Source organism: Pseudomonas sp. MWU13-2100 (genome assembly GCF_023242365.1).
Classification (GTDB): Bacteria; Pseudomonadota; Gammaproteobacteria; order Pseudomonadales; family Pseudomonadaceae; genus Aquipseudomonas.
On the sequence record NZ_JALLIX010000004.1, the window covers coordinates 202,739 to 215,581 of the forward strand.

At 61.8% G+C, this 12,843-nt stretch carries 8 protein-coding genes; 1 reads left to right on the forward strand and 7 read right to left on the reverse strand.

Features of this window, described 5'->3' with window-relative positions; translation table 11 throughout:
• Nucleotides 1-69 precede the first annotated feature (69 nt).
• From M5B99_RS05020 to M5B99_RS05050, 7 genes are all read right to left on the reverse strand, one after another.
• Nucleotides 70-1,707, reverse strand: a complete 1,638-nt coding sequence (locus tag M5B99_RS05020; protein WP_248802935.1) for a fatty acid--CoA ligase — start codon at nucleotides 1,705-1,707, stop codon at nucleotides 70-72.
• Nucleotides 1,708-1,733: 26 nt separating this feature from the next.
• On the reverse strand, nucleotides 1,734-3,512 hold the full coding sequence (locus M5B99_RS05025) for an acyl-CoA dehydrogenase C-terminal domain-containing protein (RefSeq protein WP_248802936.1): 1,779 nt from the start codon (nucleotides 3,510-3,512) through the stop codon (nucleotides 1,734-1,736).
• A gap of 7 nt (nucleotides 3,513-3,519) precedes the next feature.
• Nucleotides 3,520-6,057 carry an efflux RND transporter permease subunit gene (locus M5B99_RS05030; protein WP_248802937.1) on the reverse strand — a complete coding sequence of 846 codons (2,538 nt, stop codon included), beginning with the start codon at nucleotides 6,055-6,057 and terminating at the stop codon, nucleotides 3,520-3,522.
• A gap of 31 nt (nucleotides 6,058-6,088) precedes the next feature.
• Entirely contained in the window at nucleotides 6,089-7,162 is a 1,074-nt protein-coding gene (locus M5B99_RS05035) for a WD40/YVTN/BNR-like repeat-containing protein (RefSeq protein WP_248802938.1), read from the reverse strand.
• A 141-nt stretch (nucleotides 7,163-7,303) separates the two neighbouring features.
• Nucleotides 7,304-8,662 (reverse strand): DUF1329 domain-containing protein, encoded by a 1,359-nt coding sequence (locus tag M5B99_RS05040; protein WP_248802939.1) that lies wholly within the window; start codon nucleotides 8,660-8,662, stop codon nucleotides 7,304-7,306.
• A gap of 41 nt (nucleotides 8,663-8,703) precedes the next feature.
• Entirely contained in the window at nucleotides 8,704-10,686 is a 1,983-nt protein-coding gene (locus tag M5B99_RS05045; protein WP_248802940.1) for a DUF1302 domain-containing protein, read from the reverse strand.
• Between the two features lie 128 nt (nucleotides 10,687-10,814).
• Nucleotides 10,815-11,381, reverse strand: a complete 567-nt coding sequence (locus tag M5B99_RS05050) for an RBBP9/YdeN family alpha/beta hydrolase (protein ID WP_103499251.1) — start codon at nucleotides 11,379-11,381, stop codon at nucleotides 10,815-10,817.
• A 354-nt stretch (nucleotides 11,382-11,735) separates the two neighbouring features.
• On the opposite strand from M5B99_RS05050, the gene M5B99_RS05055 reads away from it, so the two are divergent.
• The gene (locus M5B99_RS05055) at nucleotides 11,736-12,782 is read left to right on the forward strand and encodes an AraC family transcriptional regulator (protein ID WP_248802941.1); all 1,047 of its coding nucleotides are present in this window, start codon (nucleotides 11,736-11,738) and stop codon (nucleotides 12,780-12,782) included.
• Nucleotides 12,783-12,843: the final 61 nt, after the last annotated feature.

Consider the following 12,843-nt stretch of genomic DNA (forward strand, 5'->3'; position numbering starts at 1 on the left):
TGGTCACCGCTACCGTGCCGAACACATTGACTTCGAATGGGCGACGCCTCTCTTCCATCGACGCGCCCTTCAGCTCAACTCACTTTCCCGGATGCGCTTCTTGTCGATCTTCCCTACGCTGGTCCTCGGAATCTCGGCGACAAACTTGAACTGCTTGGGAATCGCCCACTTATTGATCCGCCCCTGCAGGACAAACGCTTGCAAGTGCATCACCAGCATCTTGTGGTCGAGATACTGCCCAGGCTCGCACACCACCAGCGCCATCGGCCGTTCGCCCCACTGTTCATCCACAATGCCCACCACCGCGACCGACCTGACCGACGCATGCTCGCTGATCAGGCTCTCCAGCTCCAGGGAACTGATCCACTCCCCTCCCGTCTTGATGACGTCCTTGATCCGATCCTTGATTTCCACCCCGCCCAAGGCGTCGATAGAGGCCATGTCACCGGTGTGCATCCAGCCATTGCGCCACAACTCGGCGCCCTTTTCCGGTTCCTTCCAGTAACCTTGGGTCAACCAGGGCGCACGCACCACGATCTCACCCAAGGACTCACCGTCATGAGCGACGTCATTGCCACTGGCATCGATGATTTTCAGATCGACCATCGGCACCGGCGTCCCGGTCTTGATGCGCAGGGCCAACTGGATGTGCATGGGTAATGCCAGCGCCTCTTCACGCAGGTAAGTCGTGCACAGCAACGGACAGGTTTCCGACATGCCATAACCACTGTGCACCTCAATCCCCCTGGCGCTTGCTTCGCTGGCAAGGCCCAGGGTCAGGGCGCTGCCCCCCAGGAGCATTTTCCAGCCATCCAGGCGGGTCCCGGCCGCTTCCTCGCAGCCCAGGATCATTTGCAGAATGGTCGGCACACAATGGGAAAAGGTGACGTTCTCCTCACGATACAGCCGGACCAGGCTATTGGGTTCGTAACGGCCGGGGTACACCTGCTTGAGCCCCATCAGGGTGGCGACATACGGCACACCCCAGGCATGCACGTGAAACATCGGCGTGATGGGCATGTACACATCATCGCAACGTAGCAGCGGTAGACTGGCGCCCAGCGTTCCCGCCGCATTCAAGGTGTGCAACACCAGTTGGCGGTGAGTGAAATAGACCCCCTTCGGCTGCCCGGTCGTGCCTGTGGTGTAGAACAGGGTGGCCACCGAGTTTTCGTCAAAGTCAGGGAAGTCGTACTGGTCCGTTGCCTGGGACAACAGCTGCTCATATTCACCCAGCACCGGCAGAGCCGTCTCGGCTGCCGTGTCGTCAGTGAGCTGCAGGTAACCTTTGACCGTACCCAGTTGCCCGTGGATCGGCTCGATCAAGGGCAGAAAATCATCATGCACCAGCACCAGGTCATCCTCGGCGTGGTTCATGGTATAGAGCACCTGATCCGGAGAAAGACGAATGTTCACGGTATGCAGCACCGCGCCGATCATCGGCACGGCAAAGAAACACTCCAGGTAGCGATGGCTGTCCCAATCGAGCAGAGCCACCGTGTCCCCGGCCTTGACCCCGGCAGCCGTCAAGGCATTGGCCAGTCGGCGGATACGCTGGTTGAGCGTCTGGTAGCTGTAGCGCAGTTTGTCGGCATAGACGATCTCCCGCCCAGGCTCGTAGCGAACCCCTGACAGCAGCAATCGCTTGATCAACAAGGGATAGGTATAAGCGCCTTGGGCCGGAGGAATGATTTTTGTCGCCATCATATGGTTGAGGTTCCTTTTCCTTTCGATCAGAAGTGCGTTGCGTCCAGCTCGTACAGGCATTCGCTACCGGCCCTGAGCGAAGCGCTCAACGAGTGGATGCGTGGCAACAGGCGGGCAAAGTAGAAACGTGCGGTACCCAGTTTGCTGACGTAGAAGTCCTCCTCCGCCTGCTTGCCCTTGGCCGCTCGGGCCATCAGCGCCCACATGTAGGCATAAGCGGTGTAGCCGAACACCTGCAGGTACTCGACCGAGGCGGCACCGATTTCGTTGGGCGTGTTCGTTGCCCGATCCAGCAACCACTCCGTCAGCTGGTCGAGGGTGTCCACGGCGGCGTTCAAAGGCTTGCAGAACTCGCCGAGTCCAGCGCCGGCGTTGGCGGTGAAATGGCGGATTTCAGCGGCGAACAAACGGTAGAGCGCCCCGCCGCTACCGACGATCTTGCGCCCGGCCAGGTCCAGTGACTGGATACCGTTGGTGCCTTCGTAGATCTGCGTGATGCGGACATCGCGAACCAATTGCTCCTGCCCCCATTCGCGGATGTAACCGTGGCCGCCGAAGATCTGCTGGCCATGCAACGTGGTCTCCAGCCCCATGTCGGTGAGAAACGCCTTGGCCACCGGGGTCAGCAACGACACCAGCTCCTGGGCGCGAGAACGGGTTGCCGGGTCCTCGCTGTACTTGGCGGTATCGAGTTGCAGGGCCACATAGCTGGAAAATGCCCGCCCCCCTTCATTCAAGGCCTTCATGGTCAACAGCATGCGCCGCACATCCGGATGCACGATGATTGGATCGGCGGCCTTGTCGATGGCCTGCGGGCCACTTGGTGCGCGGCTCTGGATGCGCTCTCGGGCATATTCGACAGCGTTCTGGTACGAGCGCTCGCCCAACGCCAGGCCCTGAATCCCCACCCCCAGGCGTTCGTAGTTCATCATGGTGAACATCGCCGCCAGGCCCTTGTTCGGCGCATCGACGATCCAGCCGGCGGCCCCATCAAAGTTCATCACGCAGGTCGCGGACGCCTTGATACCCATCTTGTGCTCAATGGAACCGCAGGACAGGGCGTTGCGCTCGCCCAGCGAACCGTCGGCATTCACTAACACTTTGGGCACCAGGAACAGTGAAATGCCCTTGGGGCCAGCAGGTGCATCCGGCAGCCTGGCCAGCACCAGGTGAATGATGTTTTCAGCCAGGTCGTGCTCGCCGCCGGTGATGAAGATCTTGCTGCCGCTGATCCTGTAGCTCCCATCCGCCAAAGGCTCGGCCCGGGTTCGAATCAGGCCCAGATCGGTGCCGGCATGCGCTTCGGTCAGGCACATCGAGCCGGTCCAGACGCCGGCGTACAGGTTCGGCAGGTAACGCTCCTTGAGCGCCTGGCTGGCATGAACATTGATCGACAGGCAGGCACCGGCGGTCAACATCGGGTATAGACCGAAAGACAGGCTGGCTGAACTGACCATCTCCTCGACCTGGGCCGAAATGGCCTTGGGCATGCCCATGCCGCCGAACTGCGGGTCGCCGCCCACGCCCACCCAACCGCCTTCGGCGAACGCCCGGTACGCCGCGACGAAACCGTCCGGGACGGTCACTTTGCCGCGGCTCCATGTGCAGCCTTGTTCGTCGCCACTGCGGTCCAGCGGCGCAATCACTTCGGCACTGAGCTTGCCGGCCTCTTCGAGGATCGCGACGGCCGTCGCTTCATCGATCACCTCGGCCAGGCCAGGCAGCCGGGCCCATAGCCTGGGCGCCTCGAAGACCTCGTTGAGGACAAAGCGCATATCGCGCAAAGGGGCTCTGTAATCAGACATCGTTGGCTTACTCCGCAATGGCCCGGGCGTGATCCCGGCCTGGATGTTGGCTTGGGGCGGTTTCACCGGTGTGCCCCGCAGGGGCGGCCTCCGGCACGGGATGACGATCAAGCGACTCCCCCCGCAACAAGAAATACGACAGGGCAGGAATCAGAATCAGGGCGCCGAGCATGTTCCACAGGAACATGAAGGTCAGCAGGATGCCCATGTCCGCCTGAAACTTGATCGGCGACCAGGCCCAGCACACCACGCCGGCCGCCAGAGTAATGCCCACCAGGCCCACCACTCGGCCGGTAAACGCCACGGCGTTGCGATAGGCCAGCGCCAGCGGCAGGCCCTGGCGCTGGTAGTGCAACTGCACACTGAGCAGGTACAACGCGTAATCGACACCGATCCCCACCCCCAGGGCAATCACCGGCAGGGTCGCCACTTTTACGCCAATGCCCATGACCACCATCAACGCCTCGCAGAGGATCGAGGTCAGCATCAGTGGCAACAGCGCCACCAGCGTGGCGCGCCAACTGCGGAAGGTCAGCAGGCAGAACAGCGTCACCGCCGTGTAGACGTAGAGCAACATGGTGCGATTGGCCTCGCGCACCACGATGTTGGTAGCCGCTTCGATACCGGCGGTCCCGGCCGCCAGCAGGAACTGGCGATCCGGGCTGCTGTTGTCCTTGGCGAACTTGTCGGCGATACCAACTACCGCTTCCAGGGTCTGGGCCTTGTGATCCTTGAGAAAGGCAATCACCGGCATCAGCGAGCAATCGGTATTGAACAGTTCCGGGGAGTTGACCGAGGCTTGCTGCGCGGCGTAGTTCAGGACGTCCTGGTTACGCTGGATACTGTTGAGCTTGGGGTTGCCCTCATAGGTTCCGGCCGTGATCTGGCGCACGGCGTTGACCAGCGAAGTCGTTGCCTGCACCCCCGGATACTGCTGCAGCTCCCAGGCCAGGCGGTCGGCGAGGATCAGCGTCTTGTAGCTCAGGCAACCTTCGGCGGGCGTCTTGATCATCACCGCGAACAGGTCGCTGGACAGCGCGTAGTGCTGGGTGATGTAGGCGTTGTCACGGTTATAGCGGGAATCGACCCGCAACTCCGGGGCACCACTTTCAAGGTCGCCGATCTTCAGGTGCAGGCTGATAACAAAGCCACCGACGCCTATCAGAAGAGCGATCAGTACGGCGCCCGTGGCCCACCGGGCCGTGGTGAAACGGTCGAGCCAGTCCCACAGTTTGCCAAAGCCCCGATGACGGTCCGCGCGGTTGTCGATGCTCAAGGCACGCTCTGCCGCCTTGGCGCCGACGCCGACATAGGACAGCGCTACCGGCATCAGTAACAGTGAAGTAAAGATCAGCACCGCCACACCGATGCTGGCGGTGATGGCCAGGTCCTTGATCACCGGTATGTCGATCACCATCAGCACGGCGAAGCCCACCGCGTCGGCCAGCAGCGCGGTGACACCGGCAACGAACAGACGGCGAAAGGTGTAACGTGCGGCGATCAGCTTGTGGGTACCACGGGCGATGTCCTGCATGATGCCATTCATCTTCTGTGCCGCGTGGGAGACCCCGATGGCGAAGATCAGAAACGGCACCAGTACCGAGTACGGATCGATGGCATAGCCCAGCCAGGCGACGATACCCAACTGCCAGATCACCGCGACCAACGAGCAGCCGACCACCAGCAAGGTACTGCGCACACAACGGGTGTAGAGGAAAATGATGATCAGCGAGGTGACCACGGCCAGGCCGAAGAACATCATCACCTGAATCAGACCATCGATCAGGTCACCCATCAGTTTGGCGAAACCGATCACCCGGACTTTGTACGGACCCTTGCCCTCTTCTCCGGCCTTGCGCGCGGCACTGTCGCCGGCGAATTCGATCTTGTCGCGCAGCTGTTCTTCGAGCATCTGCGAGAACGCTTGGTAGTTGATCGGCTGGCCGCCGGCTACCGCCTTGTCCAGCAACGGGACCACCAGCATGCTCGACTTGAAGTCGCTGGCCACCAGGCTGCCGACGAGGCCGGCGCGGGAGATGTTCTGGCGTAACTGTTCGATCTGCTCGGGCTTGCCCTGATAGGTTTCGGGCATCACCGGCCCACCCTGGAACCCCTCCTCGGTGACTTCGGTCCAGCGTACCGCCGGACTCCACAAGGACTTCATCCAGGCGCGATCGACACCTTCAGTGAGGAACAACTGGTCGTGGGCTTGCTTCAGCACATCTAGGTACGCGGGGTCGAAAATGTCGCCTCGGGTGTTCTCGATCACCACCCGCACCGAGTTACCCAGGCCACGTAGCGATTGACGATTCTCCAAAAAATTCTGGATATATGGCTGGCTGCGGGGAATCATTTTCTCGAAACTGGGACGCAGTTCCAGGCGCGTGGCGGCCATGTAGCCCAGCACCACGGTGACCAGCGCCATCAGCAGCATGAACAGCGGGCGCTGATTGAATACCAATCGTTCCAGGCGGTTTCCGGAACGGCGGTCGAAGTCCCGCACGTCGCGGATCACCGGCATGGTGTCTTGCTTGATAGTGCCCATGTCTGGGTTCTCGCTCTAAGGGTTCGAGGTCTTATTCTTCGGGCAATGCCTGGACACCACGGTTGCCCACCACCACCAGGACACCATTGACCGCCTGGACGGCACCGGCCACCGGTAGCGGCACGGGCTCGCGCACCAGGCGCATGTCCGCGCCGCTCCCCTGGCTGAGCAACATCTGCCCGCCCTGGGTAAACAAGCGGTAACGACCACTGGCGTCGACAATGCCGGCGGTGATGCTGATGTGCAGGCCGCTGTCCAGCGGGATCCAACTGAGGCCGCCATCGGTGCTGCGCCACACGTTGCCGCGCAAACCGTAGGCGAGCACTTCGCCAGGTTTGCCGAGCACACCGAAAAAACTGCCCTGATAGGGCGTCGGCACCGCGGCGAAGCGCTGACGGGTGTCATCCCACTTGAGCAACAGGCCCTGTTCCCCGGCGATATACAGCCCGTCGCCGGTGGACACGATGGCGTTGAGGTGAAAGCCCTGCGGGTTGTCGGTGCGGTCCTGGAACGGGGTCCAGGTCTGGCCACCATCCTCGGTGCGCAAAATCAGGTTGAACACACCAACCACGTAGCCCAGTTTGTCGTTGGCGAACCAGACGTCGAGCAAGGGTTTGTCCGCGCCCTGCGCCACCAGCCGCTGCCCCTCGGCAACCAGCAACGGCCATTGTTCGTTGCCCGGTTCGGCCCTGGCCAATGCCCCATAGTGCTCGACCAGCAAGGCACCGATCTGGCGACCGTCCAGTTGCTTGTGCCAGGTCGCGCCGGCGTCGCTGCTGTGCAAGACCACGCCGTCGTTGCCCACCGCCCAGCCCTGCCGCGCAGACGGGAAGTTCACCGCGCTGAGATCGGCGCTCACCGGCACCGCGGCTTGCTGCCAGTGTTTGCCGGAATCGTCGGAATAGAGAATGTGGCCACGCTGCCCGACCGTAACCAAGCGCAGACCGGCGCGCGCCACGCCCAACAACGGGCTGCTGAGCGCCAGAGGGCTGGCTCGGGCCGGCAGATCCAGCACATCAATGTAAGCGCCCGCCTGGGCCAGGCCCTGCAACAGCACAAACACGGCGCCCAGGGCCAATTGCAGGTATTTTTTATACAAACACATACCGCGTCCTCTTCGAAAAGCTGCGCAGGAACACACAAGCGTGCAGTCCGACGTTCAAACTTCGCCGCCCAGACGAACAACCACGCACCAGCCCACTGCCTTGTCAGCAGTGGCCCGGAAGGACGTGTTGTCGTCGTGCGCTTAGCGAATGCCGCTGCCGGCCAGCGACTCCGGCGACCACTGCGCCTTGGAGAGCGGCTCGATGTACTTGATACCGCCGTAGGGCCCTACCACACCGTTGATGTTGTAGGAGCCGCCGACCAGGTCATAGATCATGAAGGGCGTGGAGTCCGGGATCTGCTTGTCATAGCTTTGGCTGAGGAACGCAAAGGAGCCACGGTACAACTGACCGCGGGCGTCGTACTCGTCGGAAGCCAGAGCGGTCCAGCTGTCTTCATCCAGGTAGAAGCGACGCTTCTGGTAGATGTGCCGAGCGCCGGCCTTGAGGGTGCCCTCCACCACCCAGACACGGTGTTTTTCCCAGCGCACATAGTCGGGGGCCAGGTGATTGGCGGTGGTCAGCGACTTGGGGTCCTGGGCGTAGGTCAGCTTGTAGGTGTTGTAGGGCACGATCATTTCCTGCTTGCCCACCAGCTTCCAGTCGTAACGATCCAATGCACCGTTGAACACAAAGACATCGTCATAGGTGCCCGCACCAGCGGTGCCAGGGTTAGGCGTGTCGTAGGCCAGATCCGGCGCCAGCTTGACCCGGCGCTGGCCTGGCAGGTACTGCCAGCCGCGGCGCGGCTGTTGCAACGGGTTGGCGGCGTCCTTGAGCATCACGGCCTCGCCGGCCCGGCGTGCGGGCCCGGTGTAAGACAGCTTCATCTGGTAATACACGTCGGTGCTGCCGATCGGCTTCTCCAGGTTTTCGTAAATTGGATAGGAGATGAACGCTTGCCCGGTGATGGCCAGGCTCGCAACGCCGGCGGAATCGACGTTCCAGGAGTCGTACTTGGAGCTGATGCTGACCCCCTGATAACGCAGCAGGAAGTTCCACATGGCCTCATTGCCCGTCTGTGGAATCGGAAACGGCACGCCGGGCAGCACGTTATCGATGGCCAACCCGCCTTCCAGGGACTTGGCGCCAGTGGCATTTTTCACACCGTTATCCAGCACGGCCTTGGGTAGCATGACGGTACGGTGAGTCGGATAGACATTGATATGGAAGGTCGGGAAACGTTTGGCCAGTTCGGCGCTGGTCGCCGTGAGTTCACCCTTGTACTGATCGACATTCTTGCCATCAATCACCAGCAGCGGCTTTTCATCGGCAAAGGGATCCGGACGCATACTGTCACCGGTCTTGAAACTGGCCGGCGGGGTACTCAGGCCACCCGAATAGGCGGGTATGGAGCCGTCGGCATTCCCGGCTTTTTCAGCTCCGACCAAGGTCAGGCTGCTGCCCAGTTTGGCGGCCTCCTGAGCCGAAACAGCGGCCTGTGCCTGAGCGGCGACGGCCATGGCCAGTGAAACGGCCAGCAATGTACGCACGAATTTCATCTTGTTGTTCTCCTGCCAGCGTGACTGGGGCCATACGTGAATCAAAAGGTGGTTTTCATCGTCAGATACACGGCGCCACGGTCCGCGGTGGTTGCGCCGCCTCCGGAAAAGGCCGAGTAACCGCCGGCATAACAGGCGTAGTTCTGGTTGCCGCTGAAGGCGTTCGGTGTCGAGCCGTTACCGCTACCGGCAGCGGCCGCGCCGCTACTCACGCCACTGACGTCGCACTTGTCGGTCTTGCCAAAGGAGTCCACGTACTTGAGGTCGACAAAGTATTTGTTGTACACAACGGCACCGAAACCGACGGCATAGTTGCCAGTGTCCTTGGCTCCTCCACCGGACACCGGCGACACACCGGCGATGCCGGCGTTGATGGACAACGGCATGTTCAAGTCGACACCGGGTAACACCTGATACCAGGTCGGGGTGAAGTTGACGGCGATGCCCCAGTTGTCCCGGGTCGGCGCATCGATACCGCGATAGCTGGCCTGGCCCTTGTAGAGCGCCGCATTCTTGCTATCGAGTTTGAGCAGGTTGCTGTAGTACAGCTCGGAGAGCAGGGTCGCCGAATCGAACAGCGACGTTTTGGGCAGGGTCATCAGACCGTTGAGCGTCCAGTGCAACGTATCACCGGTGGCGCTCATACTGTCGCCGTTGCTCGGTGTGTCATAGATCACCCCCGTCGCGGCCGTGCGCGCCGGCAGCAGGCCCAGGCCGGCCCCCAGACCATTGGGACTGGTGGAGCTGACAATCGCCGGGATACTGGCCAGAGGCATGTTGTGACGGATGCTCAGGTCCGAGCCCACGCTCACACCGTCTACCTCCTTGGACAGGCTCAGGCCGAAGATATGGATGTCGTCGGCATAGGCCAGTTGATAGGTGCTGGTGCTCAACGAGTTGAGAACGTTGACGACCGGGCTCGGCGACGGCCCTTTCGAGGTGATGCCGCGAGCATCGAGCCAGGCCTGGGGCAGGATGTCCGAGGTCTTGCGATAGTAGATACCCAGCGTACCGTCCAGCCAGTTGGGCGACCACTTGGCCATAACCCCCCAGTCGCCTATGTTGCTCGGCGTCAAGTCAGTCCCGCGACGCACATTCGTCAGTCCGTTACACGGCGCCAGGCCGCAGTTCGTCGGGGTGCCCACCGGAGCGTTGGTGTTGCCCAGCAGGAACGACTGCGCACCGGACCCGACCAGATCGGAACCGCCGTAGAAGGTCCCGGCTTCCGGCAGGCGGGCGGCATCCCAACGGAGGAAATACTGGGCACCGACCGTCAACTCGGGATTGACGGTGAACGACATCGACAGCTGGTTACGCGGAACGAACAGCTCCTTGGCTTCGGTGCCAGGCGAGGCCGCCAGCTTCGCCAGGTCCAGGCCCGACTGGCCATAGCTCATCGAATGCACCGGGTTGAGCACCGTCTCGCCCCAGAACACGTTGTGCTGACCCGCTTTAACACTCAGCAGGGACTCTTCGCCCACGTCAGTGCTATAGAACACGAAGGCATCCAGGATTTCACCGGAAGGACCGGTGTAGTAACGCTGGGCGTAGTTGCTCAGGTTCGAACTGCCATTGCCGACGCCCTTGACCCCCGTAGGCCGTGGATCGTTGGCCACCAGGCCGGACCTTGAGCCATTGCCGTTGACGAACGGATTGGCAGTGGAGCCGACATTTTCATAGGCCCGGTCATACCAACTGGCGGTACTGACACGAAAGCCCATGCTGTTCTTGTAGACCACGTCCATCTCGGTCAACAGGTCGACACGATCGGTGACCGTGCTCCCGGCCTTGCGGAAGTTGTAGTCGCCATCGTTGTTGTTCGGCGTGCCCAACATACGCTTGTCGGCGTTTTCGGTGCGCACCCCGTAGTTGTATTTGACCGTGTTATCCAGGCGCGCGCTCCAGTCCGGGTTACCCGTGTCCAGCTCCATCGCCTGGGCCGTCGGCAGGGCCGTGGCCAGAATGGCCGAGGCCAGCAAGGTGTACCGCGAGGGTGCGAACCCGAGACGCTTGTTGTTATGCATTGCGTTGTCTCCGCCATTTTGTAGTTGTTTTAAGCGCAGCCGCCCTCACGCAACCCCTTGTGCCAGAGGCAACGTTTTTCAGGAATGAGGGCAAATGCCGGTTGGCGTGGGGCCAGCCGGCGCCTGAATTAGCGATCCAGCTCCAGGACCAGGGCTTCGGCCTGCGGCCAGGGGCCAAAACCTGCCGCTGGATTGAGATGACCCACCGCGCCGAAGTTGCGCAGTTCGGCGCCCCAGCCTGCGGCCAGGCCGGTGACGGCCGAGAGGCTGGCCAGGTGATCGTTGCTGCTGGCGGCGACGATCGCCGGGAACGGCAACGGGCCTTGGGGTAGAGGATTCCAACCCTGGCGACGCAGGGTTTCAGAGCAAGGGTAGCCTTGCGGCCAGTCGGCATCGAGATCCGGTGGCGCGACCAGCAAGGCGCCCTTGATCGGGCGGGTGTACTGAGCCGCCCAGTGGGCAACCATCAACACGCCGGCGCTGTGGGCCACCAGGATCACCGGCCCGTCGATCTGCTCCAGTTCGTGCTGGATCGCCCGCACACGCGCCGCGCAGTCGAGCTTGTCGGTTTCCAGCGGCGGCACACTGCGCACCTTGCAAAGCCTGGCGGCCAGCAGCGTTTGCCAATGCTCGGCCACGTGCTCGCGCAGGCCCGGTACGATCAGAACGGTTGCGGCAGTTAGCAGTCTGTCCACTTCAACACCTTCGCTTTCTCGATGACTCGACTGGCTCTATCGCCAGAGGCTTTTTGTAGGACTGACATTAAAGAGCGCCCAACCCTGCCGCTTTTCATTGGACGTCAGGCACTTTTCTTTTGATGACAGATTTCCCGGCGCGGGCGTGCCGCGACCACCGGTCTCAAGACCCGGCGAGTGGGTCGCGGGTTGCCGTAATCATTGAGTGAAGGGCTCGGGCTCCCGTCAGTCGCGGTGATCCGGGACTGAACGGGGTGCGTTTCATCAACTTTGTTACAACTGTTCAAGTTCCGACGCGCTGGATATAGTCGACAGGCTCGTTTCCATCGCCACCGGCCCAGGAAAGACCTCTGCATGCCAAAGCTTGTTCGCGCCGCCGTCTTGACCAACTATCTGGAGGTCACCCAATACCTGGGCTTCAACCCGCGCGATGTGCTGGCCGGCGTCGGCCTGAGCAAGGCCCAACTGCAGGCGCCCGAACAGCGTATCGCCATCGATGCCGCCGTGCGCCTGCTGGAAGACTCGGCCGCCGCCAGCGGCTGCCAGAACTTCGGCCTGAGCATGGCGGAATCGCGCCAGCTCTCGGACTTTGGTGTGGTCAGCCTGCTGCTCAGCCACCAACGCACGCTGCGTGAGGCCCTGCAGGTGGTGGTGCATTACCGGCACTTGATGAACGATTCGCTGGCCATCTTTATTGAAGAGGCCGGCAAGATGGTGATCATTCGCGAGGAGGTGGTCACCGAATCGCCGATGCCCTCCCGGCAAGCCATCGAGCTGGCCATCGGCGTGATGTTCCGTCTATGTGCCGCGGTGCTCGGCACCCACTGGCGCCCCTACAGCGTCAACTTCACCCACCAGCCCCCCGATGACCTGCACCTGCATCGTCGTCTGTTCGGCTGCACTCTGGAATTTGGCAGCGAGTTCAATGGCATTGTCTGTTCCAATGCCAGCCTCGACATGACCAATCCCCATGCCGATCCGGCCATGGCCCGTTATGCGCAAAGCTATCTCGACTCGCTGCTCGGCCATGAAGGCCCGTCGATGCTGTTCGAAGTGCGCAAGGCGATCTACCTGTTGTTGCCGATGGGCCGCGCCACCATCGAGCAGATCGCCCAGACCCAGGGCATGAACGTAAGGACCCTGCAACGTCGCCTGAAGGACGACGGCTGCGCCTTCAACGACCTGATCAACGACGTACGCCGCGACCTGGTGCTGCGCTACCTGGATAACCCGAACTACTCGCTGGGACGGATCGCCGACATGCTCGGTTATTCCATGGCGAGCTCCTTCACTCGCTGGTTCATCACTCAGTTCGGCATGCCACCCGCCACCTGGCGCAGCACGCAAAAGCAGGCTGGCGGCAAACTCTCGAGCGACTCCACGCCGCCCAGATCCTCCTGAACGCGAGGCAAAAAAAACGGCAACTGCTGGTACAGTCGCCGCGAAAAAACCGGTGTGTGTG